This window comes from Novosphingobium sp. HNCC26DJ243 (genome assembly GCF_057180545.1).
The window spans coordinates 1,490,988-1,512,421 of record NZ_JBXUGN010000001.1; the positions used below are offsets into that span (position 1 = coordinate 1,490,988).

Here is a 21,434-nt window from a genome sequence, read left to right on the forward strand (position 1 = left end):
TTACGATGAACTCCTGCTGTGGCGCATCGGCGCCCTCGACACGTCACTACGGTCGAAGGCGCGAGGAATTCATGTGCCGCACCTTACGTATCTCACCCTAGATGCTGCGAAAGCCGACCTTTGCCCTCCTGCTTTATCCGGTGATCAACACCAGCCGTGGCCGGATTGATCCGGGCCGGTCCAATCCATCCGGAGGGCACCTTTCCGATGTCGTCGATCCTATTGCCAGCCAGGTGTGACCGCGCCGCCGCCGAGGCCCTGCTGCCCGAAATGATTGCGGCGCTCGGCTCGGGACCGTTGATGATCGACGGGCGGGAATGCCAGCAGGTCGGACAGGCGATGCTCCAGTTGCTCGTGAGTGCGCGCCAGACCGGCGATGGTGCAGTGATCACTCCTTCGCCCGCCTTGCGCGAGGCAGTCGTCCTCGCCGGCCTGTCGGACGAGCTTTTCGCAGGGGTCGATGCATGAACGCCGAGGAAATCCAGGCAATCTTCTTCGCCGAGTGCGAGGAGTCGCTCGCCGCGGCCGAACAGGGGCTGGCTGCATGCAAGGAAGGCACGCAGGACGACGATACAGTCAACGCGGTCTTTCGCGGGGTTCATTCGATCAAGGGCGGTGCCGGTGCATTCGGCTATATCGCGCTGCAGGGTTTCACCCACGTGTTCGAAACGCTGCTTTCGGATGTGCGCGACGGAACTGTCGCCATCACCGAACCATTGATCGACCTCATGCTTCGCGCGCTCGACACCCTGAGCGATCACGTGACGGCTGCGCGCGACAGCAGCGAGCCACCCGAGGACGCCGCCCTGCTCGCCGAGCTGACGGCAGCCATGGCCGCGAACGCGGGAGCGCCCACCTCAACGCCACTGGCGGCGGAAGCACCCGCAGGAGAGACGCCGGCTGCGGAGCCAAAGCCTGCATCGGCGGCTGACGATGACTTCGGACTCGATTTCGATCTCGACGCCCTGATGAACGACATCTCGGGCGAAATTGGTGGCGCGGTGGAACCGGCCCCCGTCGAAGCGCCCAGCTGGGAAGTGCGCGTCCGTCCCCACGCACCGGCGATGCGGAATGGCAGCGAGCCTCTGCTGATGTTGCGCGAGATGGCCGATCTCGGCGGTCGCTGCACGGTCTGCGACGTGTCCTCGGTGCCGTCGCTGGATTCGCTCGAAGTTGGCACGGGCTACCTCGGATGGGTATTCACGTTTCCCGGCGCCGTCACTGAGGTGGCCGTTCGCGACATCTTCGATTTCGTTGGGGACGACTGCGCGCTGGCATTTGGCGAGAGTGCCGAGATGCCGGCCGTGCAGTACCCCCCCGCACCTGTCGAACAGGTGCCGACAGCCAAGCCAGCAGCACAGCCGGTCGTCCAGACCGCCGCGCCCCCGCCGCTGCCCGCAACGGCGACCACTCAGGAACCCGCCACTGCCATCGTCGAGAATCAAGTCGCAAGAAATACGCAGGCCCCGCCTGCCCCGCCCGCACCCGGCCAGTCGATCCGCATCGAACTGGGCAAGCTCGACAAGCTGATCGATGCTGTCGGCGAACTGGTCATCGCCCAGGCCATGATGGCCCAGCGCCTCTCGGGTGAAGGCTTTGCCGCATCGGAAGAAATGGCGCTGATCGAGGGGCTTACGCGCGATATCCAGGAATCGGCAATGGCGATCCGCGCCCAGCCGATCGGTTCGGTGTTCAGCCGCGTGCCGCGAATCCTGCGCGAACTGGCCTCGTCCACTGGCAAGCACGTCCGTCTCGAAGTCTCGGGCGAGAGCACCGAACTCGACAAGACCGTGATCGAGCGCCTTGGTGAACCGCTGACGCACCTCATTCGCAACGCGGTCGATCACGGCATCGAACCGGCAGATGAACGGATTGCCGCCGGCAAGTCTGCCGAGGGCACGCTGACGCTTTCTGCCGAGCACCGCTCGGGCCGCATTCTCATCCGCATCGGCGACGACGGCAAGGGAATCGACCGCGAACGCGTCTTTGCCAAGGCGGTCGAAAAGGGGCTGATCGCGCCGGAGACGGTCCTCAGCAAGGAGGAGATCGACCTGCTGATCTTCGCGCCGGGCTTCTCCACCGCGCAACAGGTCTCGAACATTTCCGGCAGGGGTGTCGGGATGGACGTCGTGCGCCAGAACGTGAAGGATCTGGGCGGGCGCATCACCATCGAATCCGAACCAGGCGCAGGCACGACCTTCACCCTGACCCTGCCGCTCACTCTCGCGATTTCCGACGGCATGGTCGTCAATGTCGGTGATCAGACGCTGGTCGTTCCGCTCGCCAATGTTGTCGAAAGCTTGCGGCCCGAACCGCACGAGGTTCAAGGCCTGGGCGCCAGCCGCTGCATGATCAACGTGCGTGGCCGCTTCATTCCAGTGATCCCGCTCAGCGTGGCCGTCGGCGCGGTCGGCGCGGCTGCTCACCCGCAGGACGGGGTCCTGATCGTGGTCGAGACCGAAGGCGCAGGCCGTGCGGCCCTGCTCGTCGATGCGATCTGCGATCAGCGCCAGGTGGTCATCAAAAGCCTCGATACCCATTACCGATCTGTCGAGGGCGTCGCAGGCGCAACTATCCTTGGCGATGGCCGGGTTGCCTTGATCGTCGACGTCGACAGCCTCGTATCGCGCACTCTTGCCTCGAACCCTGCCCCCGCAGCGCTGGCAGAAGCAGCATGAGCCTGATGGAAGCTCTCGACGCGTCGATGCCCGGGGTAAGCCCCGGGGTCTACGACGAAGCCGATTTTCGCGCGATCAGCGAGATCGCCCACGTGGAGGCGGGAATCGTGCTGCCGCCCGGCAAGGCGATGCTCGTTTACTCGCGCCTCGCCCCGCTCGTGCGCAACACCGGCTGCGCAACGTTCGGCTCCTACGTGATCCGCATTCGCGAGGATGCGACAGAGCGCCAGAAGGCGATCTGCGCGCTGACCACCAACCACACCTTCTTCTACCGCGAAGCGCACCATTTCGAACATTTTGCCAGTGACGTCCGTCCCGGCTTTGTCGAGCGGCTGCACGGCGGCGACAAGGTCAGGCTGTGGTCGGCGGGCTGTTCCAGTGGCGAGGAGACCTGGTCCCTGCTGATGACCTTTCTGGGTCCCGACCAGTCCGAAGGCCAGAACATCGCCCGGCGCGATCTGCGTCTGCTCGCCAGCGACATCGCCACCCACGCGCTCACCAAGGCGCGTACCGCAACCTACCGCACCGACGACATCAAGGCAGTTCCCGAATCCTTGCGCCGCAACTGGACGCGTGCCGCAGGCGAAGAATCGACCATCGCGCCCGAAGTGCAGCAGCTTGCGCGCTTCCGCTCGCTCAATCTCCTGGGCGACTGGCCGATGCGCGGACAGTTTGACGTGATCTTTTGCCGCAACGTTATGATCTATTTCGACAATCCCACGAAAGAGAGGCTCGTCGCGCGCTTTGCCGAAAAGCTCGTTCCGGGCGGCTGGCTCTATATCGGCCATTCGGAACGGGTGACCGGGCCTGCGCTCGACCAGCTCTCGACCATGGGACCAACCATCTACCGCAAGGGGCTTGCATGACCATTCGCGTCGTCATCGTCGAGGATTCGCCGACCATGCGCGCGATCCTGATGAATCGGTTGGGCAAGGAGCCCGACATCGAAGTCGTCGCGGCAGCGGCCAATGCCGCCGAAGGTCGCCAGATGATCCGCGAGCTCGACCCCGATGTCGTCACGCTCGACATCGAGATGCCCGGCATGAACGGCCTCGATTTTCTGGCCAAGATCATGGAACTGAGACCCACGCCGGTAATCATCGTCTCGGGATCGACACAGGAAGGCAACGAAATGACGGCCCGCGCGCTCGCGCTGGGCGCGGTCGATTGCTACGCCAAGTCGGGCGGAGGGGCGGGCCTCGACGATGGCGGGCGGCTCGCCGCGATGATCCGCGAAGCTGCCAGGGTGCAGTTTACCGTCCGCGCTCCCGCTGCCCGGCGGGTCGCGCAGGAGGCACGCGGCTCACTGATAGAACGCCCTGCGCTGATCGCCATCGGATCGTCCACGGGAGGGGTCGAGGCGCTTCAGACCGTCCTAGGCAGCTTTCCCGAAGATTGTCCTCCAACGATGATCGTGCAGCACATCAACGCGCGATTCGCGCCGGCGGTGGCGCGCACGCTCGACCAGTCATGCCCGCCACGCATCGTGATCGCCGAACCGGACATGCCGCTGAGACCCGGCCACGTCTATGTCGCACCGGGCGACGATCGCCATCTTTCAGTCGGCGGGTCGGCAAATCTTCATTGCAGGCTGCGTCCCGGCGATCCGGTTTCGGGCCACATGCCGAGTGTTGACGTGCTGTTTTCGTCGGTGGCGGAAGTGGTGGGCGCGCACGGGGTCGGTATTCTGCTCACCGGCATGGGGGCGGACGGCGCACAAGGCCTGCTGGCGATGGCGCGCAAGGGTGCTCACACCATCGCGCAGGACGAAGCGACCTGCACCGTGTTCGGCATGCCGCGCGCCGCGATCAACCTCGGCGCTGCCAAGGTCGTCTCGCCATTGGGTTCGATCGCGCGCCAACTCTTCAGCAAGGCCGCCTGACATGAGCTTCCAGGCTCCCATCACCAGCGCGCCGCCAATCGAGCGGGTGACCGTCATGCAGGGGCAAGCGCTCGCCTCGGCAAAGCCCGCGATCGAATACTCGACGGTCCTGGGCTCGTGCGTGGCCACCTGCCTCTTTGACCCCGAAGCGCATATCGGCGGAATGAACCATTTTCTCCTGTCCGAACCGCCCGCGAACGCTGCGGGCACCCAGATCGATGAACACTACGGCGTTTATCTGATGGAACTGCTCGTCAACGAGATGCTCGCCAGGGGCGCACGAAAATCCGCCCTGAAGGCGCATCTCTACGGCGGGGCCAACGTCAATCGCAACATGATGCGGATCGGCTCGATGAATGCCGACTTTGCCCGCGAATTCCTCCGCCGCGAAGGCATAATGCTAATGCGCGAGGATCTTGGCGGGACGCAGGCCCGCCGCGTCGATTTCCGCCCGGCCTCGGGCCAGGTCCGCTGCCGCACGGTGGAAGACCGGTTCGCGCCTCCTGTTCAACCCACCCCGCGCCCGGCGGTCGCCCACGGCGACGTCGAACTGTTCTGACCGGAAAAGCGAGTCCAAGCATGCACACTACCAGGATCCTCACCGTAGACGACAGCCCGTCCATGCGGGCTCTTCTGAACCATGCCCTTGCCGGTCACGGCTTCGACGTGTCGCAGGCCGAGGACGGCATGGCCGCGCTCGACTGGCTGGCGATGAACGAGGTCGATGTCGTCATCACCGACATCAACATGCCCCGTCTCGACGGGTTCGGCCTGATCGAGCGCCTGCGCGAAGGCAGCCGTCACCGCGACCGCCCTATCCTCGTCCTGACGACCGAAAGCTCCGAGGAAAAGAAGGCACGTGCCCGCGCCGCCGGTGCCACGGGCTGGATCGTCAAGCCGTTCGATCCCGACAAGCTCGTCGCCGCCGTGCGACGGGTTTCCCACTGACCCCCGCTAGAAAGGAGCCAATCCCATGCTGCGCGAACTGATCACATTCGAGGTCGAGGGCCAGGTCTTCGGGCTCGACATCATGGCGATCCGCGAAATCCGCGCGTGGTCGCCGACCACGCGCCTGCCCCGCGTCCCTGCCTATGTCGCAGGGGTGGTGAACCTGCGCGGCACCGTATTGCCGGTGATTGATCTTGCTGCCCGCCTGGGCTGGCGCGCAACCGAAGCCACCCCGCGCCACGCCATTATTGTCACCCAGCAGGGCGCACAGATTTCTGGCTGGATCGTCGATTCGGTCAGCGACATTGTCACGCTCGACAGCCAGACACTGCAACCCCCTCCGCCGACTTCGGCTGGCGATACGGTGGTCCCGTTCCTCGAGGGCCTTGCCGCGATCGAGGACCGCATGGTCATGGTGCTCAACCTTGCCGCGCTGTCGGATGGCGCCGAGATCGCCGAAGCCGCCTGAGCGAAAGGGACCGCTTCCGATGGGCCAAGCCACTCACCGCCAGATCGCCGTCGTGCTCGACGAGCTTGCCGAGGACATCGAGGCACTGGGCACCGCGCTCTGCGACGACATGGCTGTGGCCATCAACCATGTCGACAAGCTTCAGGCGATCGACCTGATAGCGCAGAAGCAGCGTTCTCTTGCGCGGCTGCTTCGGGCCGACCGTCCGACCGAGGAAGTCGAACGCATCGCCATCGATGTCCTGCGCGACCGTCTGCGCCTTTCGGGCTAAAGCCAACCTGCACTGGTTGGTAAAAGGCCAAGTCTTTCATCGGCCAGCACATGTCGTTGGTCGAGCGTGACACGCCAGACCTGCCGTTGTAAGGCACGGCGGGGCATGAAGTTTCCAAAGAAACAATCCGCGCGCCACGGGAGGCGCGCTGCCATCCTCGCCGTGCTTTGCGCGTCCACATCGGTGTTGGCCGCCGAGCCCGATCCGGCGCCAGCGCTCGCCACGAGCGCTCCGCTCCCCGAGACCGGAGAAAGCCGCACAGTCTTCACGCCCGCAGATTTCACGCGCTTTGCCCCACGCAATGCGCTCGACATGCTGCGCCAGGTTCCAGGCTTCTCGATCCGCGAGGGCGAGGAAGCGCGCGGCCTCGGCCAGGCCAGCGGCAACGTGCTGGTCAATTCACAGCGCCTCTCGTCCAAGTCGGACGACATCTTCACCCAGCTCTCGCGCATTCCGGCCTCGACGGTCGAGCGTATCGAACTGGTCGACGGCGCGCGGCTCGACATCCCCGGCCTCACCGGCCAGGTCGCCAATGTCATTGCGCGGACCGACAGCTTCTCCGGCCAGTTCCGCTGGAGCCCCGAGTTCCGCCCGCATTACGCCGACCCGCGCTTTACCAATGGCGAAATATCGCTCTCAGGTCGCCAAGGCCCGGTCGAATACACTGTCAGCCTGGTCGACAATGCCAATCGCGGCGCGGCTGGCGGCCCGACGCTGATCACCGATCGCAACGGCGCCCTGCTTCAGACCCGCGAAGACGTGGTCAAGGCAAGGCGCGACGATCCCAAGCTCGCGGTGCGTCTCGCAATCGATGGGCCCGGTTCGTCCAAGGGCAATCTCAACGGCTCTTTTCAGCGTATCCCTCGCGAGTTCACCGAGCGGTCCGACCGCGTCGATGCCGATGGTACGGTGACCGCGCGCGATCTTGTCGACAAGTCGAGCGAGCGCAACTGGGAGATCGGCGGTGACTGGGACTTCGCGGTCGGCCCCGGCCGCCTCAAGCTGATCGGTCTCAACCGCGAGATCCACAGGCCCTACAGCCAGTCGGTCGTCACGACCTTTGCGGACGGTGGCGCGCCGGTGGGGGATCGCTATGCCGAAACGGCGGACAGTTCCGAAAGGATCGCCCGCGCCGAATACTCGTGGGCGATGCTGGGCGGCGACTGGCAACTGGCCGGCGAAGCGGCGTTCAATGCGCTCGACAACGTCGCCCGCGTAGCCACGCTGGATGCCACAGGGCGGTTCGTCGACGAACCCTTCCCCGAAGGCACGGGCGGGGTAAAGGAGGACCGCTACGATGCGAGCCTGTCCTTTAGTAGGCCGCTTTCCAAAAAGCTGACTGTGCAGTTGATCGCTGGTGCCGAACGGTCGACGCTGCGCCAGACCGGCGCGCCTTCGGGCAATGGCGACGGTCCACTGAGCCGCAGCTTCTTCCGCCCCAAGGGCTCGCTGTCGCTGGCATGGAAGGCATCGAAGACCCTCGATGTCTCGTTCAAGCTCAAGCGCTCGGTTGGCCAGCTTTCGTTCTCCGATTTCCTCGCCCGCCGCTTCCTCGACGATGGCAACGCCAACTCCGGCAATGCCGATCTCGTGCCCCAGCAGGACTGGTCTGCAGAACTCGAGCTGAACCGCAATTTCGGCAAATGGGGCTCGACCAAGCTGCGCCTCGTCGCGCGCGAGATCCAGGACTACGTGACAGTGGTGCCGATTGGCCCCTTCGGCGAAAGCATCGGCAATGTCGGCCGTGCGCGCGAACGCCAGATCGTCAGCAATACAACGCTGCAGTTCGATCCGATCGGCTGGAAGGGTGCCCGTCTCGACGTCAACGTCGAGCTCTACTTCACCAGCCTGAGGGACCCCTTCGACGCGACCCGCGCCATCCCTTTCGGCAGCACAGACCGTTACGTCGAGGTAGAGTTCCGTCAGGACTTTCCCGGCACAGACTGGGCCGCCGGCGCAGATTACGAATACAACCACGCTTCGCGCTACCATCGCCGCTACGAGATCGGCCGCCCCTTCGAAGGTCCGGTCTTCGCTGGGCTTTTCCTTGAACACAAGAACGTCATGGGTCTCACGATCCGCGCAAACGCCCGCAACCTCCTGAACGCCCGCCAACGCTGGGACCGCGAGGTCTATGCCGGGCCAAGGCCGGGATCGCCGATTGCCTTCGTGGAGACGAGAGACCGGCTGATCGGCCCGATTTTCACGCTGACGGTGAAAGGCAGCATCTAGCCACATCAGGCGAGAGCCTGACGTCAAACGCATGGCGGTGTGATGAAAGTCTGGATGCCCCGCGAGGATTCGAACCTCGATAGACGGAATCAGAATCCGTAGTCTTACCATTAGACGACGGGGCAGCGAGAGGCGCGCAATTAGGCGGCGGCCTCCCTTGAGTCAACCCGGTGAAATGGCATTTTTGGGGCTGGCCTTGCGGGCGAGGCGCAGCGGCGCTAGCATTGGTGCCAAGTACCCGGCAGGCATTACGCGGCACGGGAAAACATAAGCGAATACGATCCATGGCGGAGACCAATCCGCCGGCCTCTGGGCACAGTGCGCGATCGAGCAGGAAGAAGGGGCGACGCAAGCCCCGACCGCCTCGAAGCAATGCCGGGAGCACTCTCCCGCCCAAGTCCGCCGGCAAGACCAGCCCGCCCGTGCCAGACGGCGGGGACAAGCAGGCCATCGCAATTGCCCCTGCCATGGCGGCAGAGGCCACGGTTCCTGCGGCCCCGGTTGCCGTCCCGGTGGTCGAGCGTGCACCAACGTGGCAGAAGCCGCTTCCGCACCATCGCCAGGCCTATGCCGCGATCGACCTCGGCACCAACAACTGCCGCCTGCTGATCGCGCGGCCCTCGGGCGAGCACTTCGTGGTGATCGACGCTTTCAGCCGCGTGGTGCGACTTGGCGAAGGTCTTGCGCAGACCGGTCGCCTGTCCGATGCCGCTATGGATCGCGCGCTCGCGGCGCTGCATGTCTGCGCCGACAAGCTGCGCAAGCGCAATGTGCACCTCGCCCGCTCGGTAGCAACCGAGGCCTGCCGCCGCGCCGCCAACGGCGCCGATTTCATCCAGCGCGTTCGCGACGAGACCGGCATCCGGCTCAACATCATCACCGCGCAGGAAGAGGCGCGCCTCGCCGTTCTGGGCTGCCATATCCTGCTCGAGCAGGGCGATGGCCCCGCAATGATCTTCGACATCGGCGGCGGATCGACCGAGATGGTCCTGGTCGAGACCGGGGAAACCGTGCCCCGCATCCTCGACTGGCAATCGGCCCCCTGGGGCGTCGTCTCGCTGACCGAGAGCGTCGGACCGATCGACGATACGCCTGAAGCGCGCGCTATCGGCTATGCCGAAATGCGCCGCCGCGTGGACGAAGGCTTCGCCGATTTTGCCGAGCGCGTGGCGCCCGTGCGCGATGCAGTGCGCGGCATGGGGCGTATCCGCCTGCTGGGCACGAGCGGGACCGTAACCACGCTCGCCAGCCTTCATCTTGAGCTGCCGCAATACGATCGCCGCGCGGTCGACGGGCTGGTGGTGCCCTCCGACGCAATGCGCGACATCAGCCAGCGGCTGTCGACCATGACCCCTGCCGAGCGGGTGGCGCTGCCCTGCATCGGGCGCGAACGCTCCGACCTCGTCGTGGCGGGCTGCGCCATTCTCGAATCGATCCTCGACATCTGGCCTGCCGACCGCCTCGGCATTGCCGATCGCGGCATCCGCGAGGGCATCCTGCGCAGCCTCATGGCTGGCGGAGGCGATCCCGCGCGCGCGCCCCATCAACGGACAAACGCTGCATGAGCCGCTCCGGCAAAGACCCCCACGAACGCCTGCGCACCGCAAAGAAGCGCACCGCGTCCTCGGCCCGCTGGCTTTCGCGCCAGATCAACGATCCGTACGTCAAGCAGGCCCGCGCCGAAGGCTGGCGCAGCCGCGCCGCCTTCAAGTTGATCGAACTCGACGAGAAGTTCGGCCTGCTGCGCGGCGCGCAGCGCGTGGTCGATCTGGGCATCGCGCCCGGCGGGTGGAGCCAGGTCGTGCGCAAGAAGAGCCCTGCGGCAAAGATCGTCGGAATCGACCTTCTGCCGACCGAGCCGATCGAGGGCGTGACCATCTTCGAGATGGATTTCATGGCCGACGAAGCCCCCGAGGCGCTGCAGGGCGCGCTCGATGGCCCGCCCGACCTTGTCATCTCAGACATGGCGGCCAACACCGTTGGCCACAAGCAGACCGACCACTTGCGCACGATGGGCCTGGTCGAGACGGCCGTGGACTTTGCCGTGACGACTCTCGCACCGGGCGGGGCCTTTGTCGCCAAGGTCTTTGCAGGCGGCACGGACACCGAACTGCTGACGATCCTCAAGAGGAACTTCACCACGGTGAAGCATGCCAAGCCTCCGGCCAGCCGCAAGGATTCGTCAGAATGGTACGTTATCGCGCAAGGCTTCAAGGGCCGGGCGCAGTAGCCGACCAGCGATTCGCACAGGTCATGGGTGGCCGAACCGTAATCTGGCAGGACCACCCGATGATACCCTGTCGCGAAGCCTGTTCGCCGCCTTGGCTGTTCTGGCAGGCGCTTCAATAGGCAGCGGTGAAACGCGCACGCGGATGGCGATGTTGTTCAAGCTCGTCGACCATCGCGATGGCATAGTCGGCAAAGCTGATCCGGCTCTCGCCTTTTTCGTCAACAACCAGTTGATCGGTGCCCAGACGGAAATTGCCCGTACGCGGACCTTCCTCGATGAAGGCGGCGGGCGAGAAGAACGTCCAGTCGATCTGCGTTTCCTGCCGCAAGTCCTTGAGGAAGGCGATGCCGCCAAGGATCGCGGGCTTCCACTCGTCGGGCAGGTCCATCGCGTCGAACAGGATCTTGCCCGGCGCCACCTCAAGACTCGCCGCACCTCCCGTCACCAGCAGGCGCGAAACACCGGCGGCCTTGAGCGCATCCAGCAGGGTCTTGGCGGGGATATCGAAGTGCAGCGCGCTGATTACAGCATCGACGCCGTCGATCGCGCCGGCAAGCGACTGCGCATCCGAAGCATCGCCTGCAATCGCGGTCACGCCCGGCGCGGTCTTGATCGCCTCGGGCTTGCGCGCCACGGCGAGGACCTCGTGGCCACGTCGCGAAAGCTCTGCGGTGATTTCGGAACCGGCGCGCCCTGACGCGCCAAGGACTGCAACTTTCATCATCGGACTCCTGGGTAGTTTCCAACGGATACCAAGTGCGCTATCGAGCTCACCTATGCAAGAAGGCACGATTTCCATACCTGGTTACCGCGAGGTAACGCGCGAAGCAGAACCTTCGCCCCGAGGCGATGTCTACGCTGCCAATTGCCCGACCCGGCAGTTGCTCGACCGGATCGCGGACAAGTGGAGCGCGCTGATCCTGCTGCTGCTTTCTGCCGAGGAAATGCGTTTTAACGCGCTCAAGCGGCGCATCCAGGGCGTCAGCCAGAAGATGCTGAGCCAGACCCTGCGCTCGCTCGAGCGCGATGGACTGGTGACACGCACGGTTGTGCCGACAGTACCGGTGACCGTCACTTATGCCATCACGCCGCTAGGCCGGGGCCTGATCGGCGCGATGCGCGCGATGATCGACTGGGCGGAGACCTGCATGATCGAAGTGACCGCCGCCCAGCACGCCTACGATCTGCGGGCGGGTTCGGATCAGGGTTGAGAAGACGGCGCACGCCGACCAAACGAAAAAGGGCGCCCGGATCGCTGCGGACGCCCTTTCGCTATTCTGTCTGTACTCGAAGCTTACTTCTTCGTGTTCAGGTAGGCGATTACGTCGGCGCGCTGCTGCGCATCGGCGATGCCCGCAAAGGTCATCTTGGTGCCGGCGGCGAACTTCGCCGGGCTGGTCAGCCATGCGTCGAGCGTAGCGTCGTCCCAAGTGCCGCCCTTGCCCTTGAGCGCATCGGAGAAGGCATAGCCGCCACGGTCGCCAGCGACCGCCTCACCGGCCACGGCCCACAGGTTCGGGCCGATGCCATTGGCGCCGCCCTGGTCGATGGTGTGGCAAGCCTTGCACTTGGCAAAGACCGCCTCGCCCTTGGCCGCATCACCGACGACGGCAACAGCAGCGGGGGCCGCACCGGCAGCAGGCACCGCAACAGGTGCGGGCAGCGGCAGGTTGGAGCCGAGCGAGTTGAGATAGAGAATGACGTTGGCGCGATCTTCACCCTTGGGCAGGCCCGCGAACGACATCTTGGTGCCGGCGGCGAAGGCCTTGGGGCTCTTCAGCCAGGTGTCGAGCGTGGCGAAATCCCAGTTGCCGCCCTTGCCGGCCAGATCCGCCGAATAAGCGAAACCTGCCGCGTGCTTGCCAACCGGCTTGCCGACGATCCCGTAGAGATTCGGACCGATGCCATTGGCGCCGCCCTGCTCGGCCGTGTGGCAGGCCTTGCACTTGGCGAAGATGGCTTCGCCCTTGGCAACATCGCCTGCGGCAAGAAGATTCGGCAGAGGCAGTTCAGCCGCGCCAGCGCCGCCTTCTTCTTCGACGCCTTCGATCGCGTAGCCCATCTGCTCGGGACGATGTTCCTTGTCGGCGAGGAAATAGTGCGCCGAAAGGCTGGAAAGACCAAGAGCCACGATGCCCCCGAACAAGGTCCACCCGGCGATGGTGTTGAAACGGTCGTCCATTTACGAGCCCCATTGGCGCACGCCGACACCCTGCCGGCCCCCGCGCGAGTTGCGGCACGCTCTAGTCAGCGGCTTGCCGCAGCGCAAGATGCTTTGAGGCCCAAAAGTAATGTCACTTGCCGCAAAACGCGCAGAAGCCTAATCGCGCGGGCATCATGCAGAGCTATCCCGCCCCCGCGCTCGCCCTGGTCGAGCAGATGGCCGCCGCCGCCAAGGCCGATCCGGCTCGTGCCGTCTCGTTCCAGGGCGCCCCTGGCGCCAACTCGCATCGCGCCGCGCTCGAAGCCCTGCCCGATTGCCTGCCCCTACCCTGCTTCTCGTTCGAAGATGCGCTGGATGCGGTCAAGGAAGGGCGCGCAGGACAGGCGATCATCCCGATCGAGAACTCGCAGCACGGGCGCGTCGCCGATATCCACTTCCTTCTGCCCGAAAGCGGATTGTCGATTGTCGGCGAACACTTCCTCGAGATTCATGCCAGCTTGATGGCGTTGGGCGATGGCCCCTTCACGGCGGCCTACAGCCACCCGCAGGCGCTCGGCCAGTCGCGCTTCTACCTCCGCGAACGCAGCATCGTGCCGATGAGCTATGCTGACACCGCAGGCGCTGCCGCCTATGTCGCCGAATTGGGTGATCCGACCGTCGCCGCACTCGCCCCGCGCATCGCGGCCGATCTCTACGGACTCAAGGTGATCGAGGACAATGTCGAGGACGCGCACGACAACACCACCCGATTCGTGATTCTCTCGAAGACCCCACTTGAACCCGCAGCGATCGAAGGACCTGCGATGACCACGTTCGTCTTCGAAGTGCGCAATATTCCGGCCGCGCTCTACAAGGCACTCGGCGGCTTCGCCACCAACGGCGTCAACATGACCAAGCTTGAAAGCTACCAACGCGGTGCGAGCTTTGCCGCGACCGAGTTCTTTGCGGACATCGTTGGCGCACCCGGCGATCCGGCGGTCGATCGCGCGCTCGATGAACTGGGCTTCTTTGCCAAGCGCCTGCGGATGCTCGGCACTTACCCGATGGAGCGTATCCGGGGCTAGTTGCTCTTGCCGGATTCCGGCCTGCGTGCCACGAAGAGCAGGTGACGGCACCTGCGGCGGGAAATACGGCAACGAACGACGCTGCAGCGGCTGATGCCGCATGGCGCGCCATGCGCGATGCCGGTGATATCCAGCTTGCACCCGTCCCGCCCGATCCGCCGCCGGTCTCGCCCGAATGGCTGAAGGCGATTGGCCGTTTCCTCGAATGGCTGCTGTCGCCACTGGGCCGCTTGCTTGGTGCAAGCTGGAGCTGGGTAGAGATTGCATTGCTGGTCGGCGCGGCGATCGGTGTCGCCTGGATCGCATGGAGCCTGCTCTGGCCTCTGTGGAAAGGCCGCAAATCGCGCGGCTCGGCGCCTGCGCCAGAATGGGCACCCGCCCGCGAGGAAGCGCTAGCGCTGCTCGAGGATGCCGACGCGCTCGCTGCCAATGGCCATTTTGACGAGGCCGCGCATCTCCTGCTCCGTCGCAGCGTCGGCCAGATCGCCAAGGCGCGGCCCGATTGGCTGCAACCTTCCAGCACTGCCCGCGAGATCGGCGGCCTGACCGGCCTTCCGCCAAGCGCCCGCCTTGCCTTTGCCGAGATCGCAGCCCTTGTCGAACGCGCCCGCTACGCGCTCCGCGCCCTCGATTCAGGCGACTGGACCCGCGCGCGCGCCGCCTATGCCCGCTTCGCGCTCGAGCGGATCGAGACATCGGCATGAGCGCGCCTGCATCGCCTTTCCCGCGCTCCACCGTGATCGGCATGTTGCTGGTGGGCGCGCTCGCCTTTGTCGCCCTGCTCTGGTTTCTGGGGCACAATACCGGTGGCAGCGGCAACAACGGCGGCGCCCATGTCGGCGGGCACGGCCTCAACGGCTATGCCGGCCTTGCGAAAATGCTCGAGGCCGAGGACCTCGACGTCGTGCGGCAGCGCAACCGCCGCGGCATCGAGACGCAGCCCGGCCTGCTGATTCTTACGCCGCCGCCGGAAGCCGACGGCAAGGAAATCGCCAAAGTGGTCGATGCGCGGCGCTATGTCGGGCCGACGCTTGTGGTCACGCCCAAATGGTTCGCGATGGGCGCCAGCGGCAAGAAGGCCAAGCGCGGCTGGGTCCAGATCCTTGGTACTACCGCGCCCCAGTGGAAGGGCTTTGCCGACAACGTCACGGTCGAGGTCGGCACCGACAAGTCCGCGCCCGCGGGCGGCTGGAGGATCGGGGCCCGGCAGGGCAAGCTGCCCGATGACCGCCAAGTGGAAACCGGGTCGGGCAAGGGCCTGATCCCCATCGTGAATGCGGGCAACGGCAAGGTCCTTGCCGCGTGGCTCGACGACGATGGATATTACCCTGCGCTCAACGATCTTGCCGGCATCGATCCCGGTTATGGTGGCGAGGACGAAGACATCTATCCCGTGGTCCTCGTGTTCGAGCCCGACCTGCTCGACAACTGGGGGCTGGCCGACCGCTCGACCGCCATGCTCGCGCGCGATCTCGTTCTTGCAACGGCTGACAATCGCGCCCAGCCCTTCGCCTTCGACATGACCTTCAACGGTTTCGGCGCGAGCCGGAACCTGCTGACACTGGCCTTCGAGCCACCGTTCCTTGCCGCCACGCTGTGCCTCCTGCTGGCCGCACTGGCTGTGGCCTGGCGGGCGTTCCACCGTTTCGGCCCCGCCCTGCAGACCGCGCCAGAGATCACCAATGGCAAGGCGGCGCTGGTTGCGAACGCCGCCGGACTGATCCGGCGCACCGGCCGCGTCCACCTTGTCGCCGCACCATACGCCGACGCCGCGCGCGACCGTATCGCGCAGGCGCTGGGCCTGCCGCGCGGCACATCTGCCGATGCGACAGAGCGCGCGATCGACGTCGCGCAAGACCGGCGCGGCCTTGTTGGTCCACGCTTCGCCGCCGCTGCCGCACACTTGCGCGCGGCCCGCAAACCCCATGACCTGACCCGGCGCGCCGCCGTGATCCAGCAGATCGAAAAGGACCTGACGTGAGCGATATGACCCTTGAAGACCTCGGCGCGCTCGCCGGCCGCATCCGCGCCGAAGTGGGCAAGGCCGTGGTCGGGCAGGAAGAGGTGCTCGACCATCTCCTCGTCGCCCTGTTCGCGGGCGGCCACGTCCTGCTCGAAGGCCCGCCGGGCACCGCCAAGACCTTTCTCGCGCAGTGCCTTGCTGCCTCGCTGGGGCTGGACTTCGGCCGCATCCAGTTCACGCCCGACCTTATGCCGGGCGACATTCTCGGCTCCAACCTGTTCAATTTCCAGACCAGCCAGTTCACGCTTACGCGCGGGCCGATCTTCCACGAACTGCTGCTGGCCGACGAGATCAATCGCACCCCGCCCAAGACGCAGGCCGCGCTGCTCGAAGCCATGCAGGAACGCCGCGTCACGCTCGATGGCGAAGCGCACGCCCTGTCCGATCGCTTCATGGTCGTCGCAACGCAAAACCCGATCGAAAGCCAGGGCGTCTATCCCCTGCCCGAGGCGCAGCTCGACCGTTTCCTGTTCAAGCTGATCGTGGGCTACCCGTCTGCCGAGGAAGAAGCCCGCATCGTCGCCCGCTATGGTGAAGGCCGAGGCGCGCCCAAGCCAGCCGAACTCGGCCTCACCGCGATAACCGACAGTGCCGAACTCGCCCGCGCCAACGCCGCGGTCGCCAGCGTCACGCTTGCCGAATCGATCGTCGACTATGTCGTCCGACTGGTACGCGCGACCCGCGAGACGGGAGATCTCGTCGCCGGTGCCTCTCCGCGCGCCGCCGTCCTGCTGGCTGGCGCAGCGCGTGCGCGGGCCGCCCTCGATGGCCGCAACTACGTGATCCCAGACGACGTCAAGGCGCTTGCTACTGCCGTCCTGCGCCATCGCCTGCTGCTCAGCCCCGCTGCCGAGATCGAAGGCAAGCAGGTGGAGGCCATCGTCGCTGCGCTGGTCGAAGGCACGGAAGCACCGCGTTGAACCTGCCTGCCGCCCTGTTGCCCACGCAGCGCGCGGTGCTGGTCGTCGCGGGCCTTGCCCCGCTGGCGCTTCTGCTTGCCGCAGCGGCGCCGGGCGCATGGATTGCGGCGCCTGCGCTGGGCGGCACGCTGCTGGTGCTCGTCTTGCTTGACGGAATGTTTGCAGGCTCGCTGGACGATCTGCGCGTGATCGCGCCCGCCGATGCCGAGGTGGGCGAGGATGCAACGCTAACCGTACTGGCCGACCTTGCCCGCGTCGGCCCGCGCGCCCGGCCTGCGGCCGCGCTTGAATGCGATCCGCGCCTCGCGTCGGGTGGCCGGATCGATGTGGCATTGACGCCGGACGAAGGCGCGTGGAGCGGATCGGCCAGACTGACCGCCAACCGCCGCGGCACTGCCGCCGTCAATCGCATCTGGCTGCGCTGGAGCGGACCGCTAGGCCTGGCTTACCGGCAAGTCAGCCGCCCGCTTGTTCAGGCGGTACGCATCTGGCCCAATATCGCCCCGGTCCGCAGCCCTGCGCTCCAGATATTCCTGCGCGATGCCCAGTTCGGCCTGATCGCGCGCCGTATCCGCGGCGAGGGCTCGGAATTCGAAGCGCTCGCCGAATACGAACCGGGTATGGACCGCCGCCGGATCGACTGGAAAAGCTCCGCCCGCCATGCCCGGCTTTTCGCCAAGGAATACGAGGTCGAGCGCAACAACCAGATCGTCTTTGCCTTCGATTGCGGCCAGGCGATGTGCGAACCGATCGACGGACTGCCGCGAATAGATCGTGCCGTCACCGCCGCGCTCACCACGGCCTATGTCGCGCTCAAGGCACAGGACCGCGTTGCCCTGTTCGGCTTTGCCGCGCGGCCTGAAGTCGCCACGCCTTTCGTCACGTCCAGCCGCGATTTCGCCCAGTTGCAGCGGGCCGCCGCGGGCCTCGATTATCACCCCGGCGAACCCAACTTCACGCTCGCGCTGTCCACATTGGCCGCGCGCCTCCAGCGCCGTTCGCTAATCGTGCTGTTTTCCGATTTCACCGACCCCACCAGCGCCGAACTGATGGTCGAGAACGTCGGCCGGCTGGTCGAGCGGCATGTCGTGCTTTTCGTGGTCATGGCCGATGCCGACATGGCGCGCATTGTCTCCGGGCCGGTCGCCGACATGCAATCGGTGGCCGAAGCGGTGACGGCATCCTCGCTCGTCCGCCAGCGCGCGCTGGTGCTCCAGCGCCTGCGTCATCTCGGGGTGCGCGTGGTCGAGGCCCCGCACGACAGGATCGGCACGCGCCTCCTCGATGCCTACCTGGCGATCAAGCGCGAAGGGAGGATCGGCTGACATGGCTTCCACCAGCATTGCGCAGAAGATCGGCGGCTGGTTCTCGAAGGCCCCGGAGCAGGCCGTCACTGCCGAACAGGCCGCGCTGCGCTCCGACCGCTTCCGGCTGGAGCGCGAGAGCGAATGGAAGCGCCTCGAATCCATCGTCACTGCGATGGAGAAAGGGCGGATGCGCCGCGTCCCGGACGATGACCTTCTTGCCCTGCCCGCGCTTTATCGCACCGCCGCGTCCAGTCTCTCGATCGCGCGCGAAACCTCGCTCGACGCCGCGCTCGTCGCCTACCTCGAAGCGCTGACCCAGCGCGCATGGTTCCTCGTCTACGGGCCCCGCGCCTCGTTGTGGTCTTGGTTCAAACGTTTTCTCGGGGGGGAATGGAGCGCTGCGGTGCGCGGCCTCGGTTTCGACATCCTGATCGCGTTCGCACTGATGGTCGCTGGCGTCGCGGTCGGCTGGCTGCTCGTCGCCTCCAACAGCGAATGGTACTACGCGCTCGTCTCCGGCGGCTTTGCCGATGAACGCGTGCCCGGTGCCAGCCGCGAGGTCCTGCGCGGCACCATCTTCGGCAACCAGGGCCAGGAAGGGATGAGCGTCTTTGCCGCCGCCCTGTTCAGCAACAATGCCCAGGTTTCGATCCTGTGCTTCGCGCTCGGCTTCGCCTTCGGATTGCCCACGATGCTGCTGCTGATCCAGAACACCGCGCTGCTCGGTGCGATGCTTTGGCTCTACCACGGACAGGGCCTTCTGCTCGATTTCATCGGCTGGCTCTCGATCCACGGCACGACAGAACTTTTCGCGATCCTGCTTGCTGGCGCTTCGGGCATTCATATTGGCCGCTCGATGGCCTTTCCGGGCAATGCCTCTGTTCTCGATGCAGCAGGATCGGCCGGACGCCGTGCCGCACAGGTGATGACGGGCGTCGTGCTGATGCTCGTCGTCGCCGCGATCCTCGAAGGGTTTGCCCGCCAACTCGTTGATTCAACGCCCTCGCGGCTCACCGTGGGTGGCTTCATGCTGGTCGCGTGGTGTGCCTACTTCTTTGCCTTCCGGCGGGGGATCAAGACCTGATGGCGTTCGCCCTGCCCTATCGCAAGCGATCATCGGCCAACACCCCGCTTGATCATGAGGCGCGACGGCGACGCACGGTCATCACGCCAGAAGGCGTGCCGCTGCCTTTTCTGCTTGCCTCGCGGGGCGCGCGGGCGGCGGCACTGTTCCTCGATCTGGCGATGATCGTCGGTGCCATGATCGGAATGACGGTCATCCTGATGAAGGTGGCCGAGGGCGTGGGGCTGGACTTGAAGGGCAACGATCCGGCCAGCCACGCCGTGCAGGCCCTGGGCGTGCTGTGGATCGTTGCGCTGTTCCTGTTCCGCAATGCCTGGTTTCTGTACTTCGAACTGGGCGCACGCGGCGCAACGCCGGGGAAGCGCATCACCGGCATCCGCGTCGCCGCGCGCGCCAGCAGTAGCGCAGGAGCCCGCCTGACGACCGAAGCGGTGATCGCGCGCAATCTCGTACGCGACATCGAACTGTTCATGCCGGTGATTTTCTTCTTTTCCGCCTGGGCCGAAGGCGGCGACACTGACCTCGCCGGATGGGCTGGCCTTGCATGGTTCCTGATTTTCGCCTTCTTCCCGTTCTTCAATCGCGACCGCTTGCGTTGCGGGGACCTTATCGCAGGAACATGGGTGGTCGAGGCCCCGAAGCGCCGACTGGAGCAGGCGCTTTCAACCGGCGAGGCCGCGCGCGGCCGCTCGCAGGCCACAGGCGCGCAGTACCGGTTCGGTGACGCCGATCTGGCCGTCTACGGGGAGTACGAACTTCAGGTCCTCGAACGCGTCCTTCGCGAAGGACGCGAGGAAGCAATGCGGGACGTGGCGCAGACGATCTGCCGCAAGATCGGCTGGAGCGCAGGCTCGGGAGACGAGCGCGCCTTCCTCGAGGCCTATTACGCGCAATTGCGAGCGCGTCTCGAAACGGGCATGCGCTTCGGCAAGCGCAAGGCAGACAAGCACAGCGGGGGGCAATGACAAATGGGATAGCGCGGTCCGTAAAGGACCGCGCCAGCCAGGTTCAGTTGCGCCATTTCCATGAACGAAGCAGCATGGATCCCAAGACTTTGCGATATTTCGCCCGCTCGCCCGACGCTGCCTCCATCTGCGCCGCAGAGGTAGCCATATACGAATTGTAGGCCTTCTCCCGCGCCTCCTCCTGCGCCGGATCGGCGAATTTGCTGAAACGGGTAACAAGAAAGAAGTCGGGTTCGCCGGGCCGCTTGTTCTCGTTGGTCTGGATTTCGTAACCCGTGATCCATCCCTGCTTCACGGCGAAATCCTGACCTTTGCGCCACATGCCGGCCAGATGGTTCGCATATTCAAGGTCGTGACCATCCTCGACGGAGATCATCGAGACCGTAACGTAATCACCTGGTACAACAGGATATTCCTGGGCCTGGACCGGCATGGCAATTACAAGCAGAGGTAGTAAGAACAACCTTTTCATGACAGCATCCCCCAAGTTGTGCAGAAGAAGTTTTTCTCCGCACGTTCTAACTTGCGTCGGACGACCCTGTTATGACTCGGCTCAAGCGGCAAATGGCTGCGCCTTATCGTGCCCGGAGTCAAATTATTGCGAGGCTCTTGCTTGCACTGAAGTGGTTCGTGTTGTTAGCCGATGCGATCACGATTTGAGGACAGGAGCCATGAACGGTCTGCACATGATCGAGGACGATCTCTCGGGCGAGGCGATCCGACAGCTCGTATCACTGCATCTTGCCGGGATGCATGCGCACTCGCCTGCCTGCAAGGTTCACGCCCTCCCGGTCGACAAACTGCGTCAGCCCGGAGTTACGTTCTTTTCTGCGTGGATCGACTATGATCTGGCCGGAATGGGAGCCATCAAGGAACTGGACGAGCGGCACGGTGAATTGAAATCAATGCGCGTCGCTCCGCAATGGCTGGGCAAGCGTGTGGGCGAGTCCATCCTCCTCCACCTCCTCGCCATCGCCCGATCACGCGGCTACACCCGCGTCAGCCTCGAGACCGGCCAAGGCCCCGCCTTCGAACCCGCGCTCGGACTCTACAGAAAGCACGGCTTCGTCAATTGCGACGCCTTTGCCGACTACGTGCTGGACGATTTCAGCCAGTGCTTGACTCTGGCCTTGTAGGAGAGTTTGCTCGGGGCAACTCTCCTACTGGCTTGCCGGTTAAAGCTTCCCCGTCAATTCC

Annotated in this window: 23 protein-coding genes and 1 tRNA gene; 20 read left to right on the top strand and 4 right to left on the bottom strand. The window is 65.2% G+C overall.

Annotation, left to right across the window (positions count from 1 at the left end):
* Positions 1 to 156: 156 nt before the first annotated feature.
* From AC2A04_RS07355 to AC2A04_RS07395, 9 genes are all read left to right on the top strand, one after another.
* Entirely contained in the window at positions 157 to 468 is a 312-nt protein-coding gene (locus AC2A04_RS07355; RefSeq protein ID WP_484211634.1) for a chemotaxis protein CheX, read from the top strand.
* The gene (locus tag AC2A04_RS07360) at positions 465 to 2,678 is read left to right on the top strand and encodes a chemotaxis protein CheA (protein WP_484211635.1); all 2,214 of its coding nucleotides are present in this window, start codon (positions 465 to 467) and stop codon (positions 2,676 to 2,678) included. The genes AC2A04_RS07355 and AC2A04_RS07360 overlap by 4 nt, the downstream gene beginning before the upstream one ends.
* A complete protein-coding gene (locus tag AC2A04_RS07365) occupies positions 2,675 to 3,544 on the top strand; it encodes a CheR family methyltransferase (protein ID WP_484211636.1) in 870 nt (289 codons plus the stop codon). Before AC2A04_RS07360 ends, AC2A04_RS07365 begins: the two co-directional genes overlap by 4 nt.
* Entirely contained in the window at positions 3,541 to 4,560 is a 1,020-nt protein-coding gene (gene cheB, locus AC2A04_RS07370; protein WP_484211637.1) for a chemotaxis-specific protein-glutamate methyltransferase CheB, read from the top strand. Before AC2A04_RS07365 ends, cheB begins: the two co-directional genes overlap by 4 nt.
* Before the next feature lies 1 nt (position 4,561).
* On the top strand, positions 4,562 to 5,119 hold the full coding sequence (locus tag AC2A04_RS07375) for a chemotaxis protein CheD (protein ID WP_484211638.1): 558 nt from the start codon (positions 4,562 to 4,564) through the stop codon (positions 5,117 to 5,119).
* A gap of 20 nt (positions 5,120 to 5,139) precedes the next feature.
* Positions 5,140 to 5,508: a response regulator gene (locus tag AC2A04_RS07380; protein ID WP_484211639.1), complete on the top strand. Its 369-nt coding sequence runs from the start codon at positions 5,140 to 5,142 to the stop codon at positions 5,506 to 5,508.
* Between the two features lie 25 nt (positions 5,509 to 5,533).
* Positions 5,534 to 5,977, top strand: coding sequence for a chemotaxis protein CheW (locus tag AC2A04_RS07385; RefSeq protein ID WP_484211640.1), 444 nt, complete (start codon positions 5,534 to 5,536; stop codon positions 5,975 to 5,977).
* A gap of 19 nt (positions 5,978 to 5,996) precedes the next feature.
* The gene (locus AC2A04_RS07390; protein ID WP_484211641.1) at positions 5,997 to 6,248 is read left to right on the top strand and encodes a hypothetical protein; all 252 of its coding nucleotides are present in this window, start codon (positions 5,997 to 5,999) and stop codon (positions 6,246 to 6,248) included.
* A 105-nt stretch (positions 6,249 to 6,353) separates the two neighbouring features.
* A complete protein-coding gene (locus AC2A04_RS07395; protein WP_484211642.1) occupies positions 6,354 to 8,480 on the top strand; it encodes a TonB-dependent receptor plug domain-containing protein in 2,127 nt (708 codons plus the stop codon).
* Positions 8,481 to 8,531: 51 nt separating this feature from the next.
* Here the strand turns inward: AC2A04_RS07395 and AC2A04_RS07400 are convergent.
* Positions 8,532 to 8,605 (bottom strand) — tRNA-Gln (locus AC2A04_RS07400).
* Between the two features lie 159 nt (positions 8,606 to 8,764).
* On the opposite strand from AC2A04_RS07400, the gene AC2A04_RS07405 reads away from it, so the two are divergent.
* Both AC2A04_RS07405 and AC2A04_RS07410 read left to right on the top strand, forming a co-directional pair.
* On the top strand, positions 8,765 to 10,045 hold the full coding sequence (locus AC2A04_RS07405; RefSeq protein WP_484211643.1) for a Ppx/GppA phosphatase family protein: 1,281 nt from the start codon (positions 8,765 to 8,767) through the stop codon (positions 10,043 to 10,045).
* Positions 10,042 to 10,710, top strand: a complete 669-nt coding sequence (locus AC2A04_RS07410) for an RlmE family RNA methyltransferase (RefSeq protein WP_484211644.1) — start codon at positions 10,042 to 10,044, stop codon at positions 10,708 to 10,710. The genes AC2A04_RS07405 and AC2A04_RS07410 overlap by 4 nt, the downstream gene beginning before the upstream one ends.
* Positions 10,711 to 10,822: 112 nt before the next feature.
* Here the strand turns inward: AC2A04_RS07410 and AC2A04_RS07415 are convergent, their stop codons facing one another.
* Positions 10,823 to 11,431, bottom strand: coding sequence for an NAD(P)-dependent oxidoreductase (locus AC2A04_RS07415; RefSeq protein WP_484211645.1), 609 nt, complete (start codon positions 11,429 to 11,431; stop codon positions 10,823 to 10,825).
* 55 nt (positions 11,432 to 11,486) lie between these two features.
* Between AC2A04_RS07415 and AC2A04_RS07420 the strand changes: the two genes are divergently transcribed.
* Positions 11,487 to 11,921 (top strand): winged helix-turn-helix transcriptional regulator, encoded by a 435-nt coding sequence (locus tag AC2A04_RS07420; RefSeq protein WP_484211646.1) that lies wholly within the window; start codon positions 11,487 to 11,489, stop codon positions 11,919 to 11,921.
* A gap of 83 nt (positions 11,922 to 12,004) precedes the next feature.
* Here the strand turns inward: AC2A04_RS07420 and AC2A04_RS07425 are convergent, their stop codons facing one another.
* A complete protein-coding gene (locus AC2A04_RS07425; protein WP_484211647.1) occupies positions 12,005 to 12,892 on the bottom strand; it encodes a c-type cytochrome in 888 nt (295 codons plus the stop codon).
* A gap of 155 nt (positions 12,893 to 13,047) precedes the next feature.
* Here AC2A04_RS07425 and AC2A04_RS07430 point away from each other — a divergent pair, with 155 nt between their 5' ends.
* The 7 genes from AC2A04_RS07430 to AC2A04_RS07460 are packed head-to-tail and all read left to right on the top strand — an operon-like array spanning position 13,048 to position 20,237.
* Positions 13,048 to 13,938, top strand: a complete 891-nt coding sequence (locus tag AC2A04_RS07430; protein ID WP_484211648.1) for a prephenate dehydratase — start codon at positions 13,048 to 13,050, stop codon at positions 13,936 to 13,938.
* Between the two features lie 41 nt (positions 13,939 to 13,979).
* Positions 13,980 to 14,642, top strand: a complete 663-nt coding sequence (locus AC2A04_RS07435) for a DUF4129 domain-containing protein (protein ID WP_484211649.1) — start codon at positions 13,980 to 13,982, stop codon at positions 14,640 to 14,642.
* Positions 14,639 to 15,919 (top strand): DUF4350 domain-containing protein, encoded by a 1,281-nt coding sequence (locus AC2A04_RS07440; protein ID WP_484211650.1) that lies wholly within the window; start codon positions 14,639 to 14,641, stop codon positions 15,917 to 15,919. The genes AC2A04_RS07435 and AC2A04_RS07440 overlap by 4 nt, the downstream gene beginning before the upstream one ends.
* Positions 15,920 to 15,924: 5 nt before the next feature.
* Positions 15,925 to 16,881 carry an AAA family ATPase gene (locus AC2A04_RS07445; protein ID WP_484211703.1) on the top strand — a complete coding sequence of 319 codons (957 nt, stop codon included), beginning with the start codon at positions 15,925 to 15,927 and terminating at the stop codon, positions 16,879 to 16,881.
* Positions 16,878 to 18,206 (top strand): DUF58 domain-containing protein, encoded by a 1,329-nt coding sequence (locus AC2A04_RS07450; RefSeq protein ID WP_484211651.1) that lies wholly within the window; start codon positions 16,878 to 16,880, stop codon positions 18,204 to 18,206. The genes AC2A04_RS07445 and AC2A04_RS07450 overlap by 4 nt, the downstream gene beginning before the upstream one ends.
* Before the next feature lies 1 nt (position 18,207).
* On the top strand, positions 18,208 to 19,272 hold the full coding sequence (locus AC2A04_RS07455; protein ID WP_484211652.1) for a stage II sporulation protein M: 1,065 nt from the start codon (positions 18,208 to 18,210) through the stop codon (positions 19,270 to 19,272).
* On the top strand, positions 19,272 to 20,237 hold the full coding sequence (locus AC2A04_RS07460) for an RDD family protein (RefSeq protein WP_484211653.1): 966 nt from the start codon (positions 19,272 to 19,274) through the stop codon (positions 20,235 to 20,237). Before AC2A04_RS07455 ends, AC2A04_RS07460 begins: the two co-directional genes overlap by 1 nt.
* 43 nt (positions 20,238 to 20,280) lie before the next feature.
* On the opposite strand, the gene AC2A04_RS07465 is transcribed toward AC2A04_RS07460, so the two are convergent.
* Positions 20,281 to 20,709, bottom strand: a complete 429-nt coding sequence (locus AC2A04_RS07465; protein ID WP_484211654.1) for a hypothetical protein — start codon at positions 20,707 to 20,709, stop codon at positions 20,281 to 20,283.
* A 199-nt stretch (positions 20,710 to 20,908) separates the two neighbouring features.
* Here AC2A04_RS07465 and AC2A04_RS07470 point away from each other — a divergent pair, with 199 nt between their 5' ends.
* A complete protein-coding gene (locus AC2A04_RS07470) occupies positions 20,909 to 21,373 on the top strand; it encodes a GNAT family N-acetyltransferase (RefSeq protein ID WP_484211655.1) in 465 nt (154 codons plus the stop codon).
* Positions 21,374 to 21,434 lie beyond the last annotated feature (61 nt).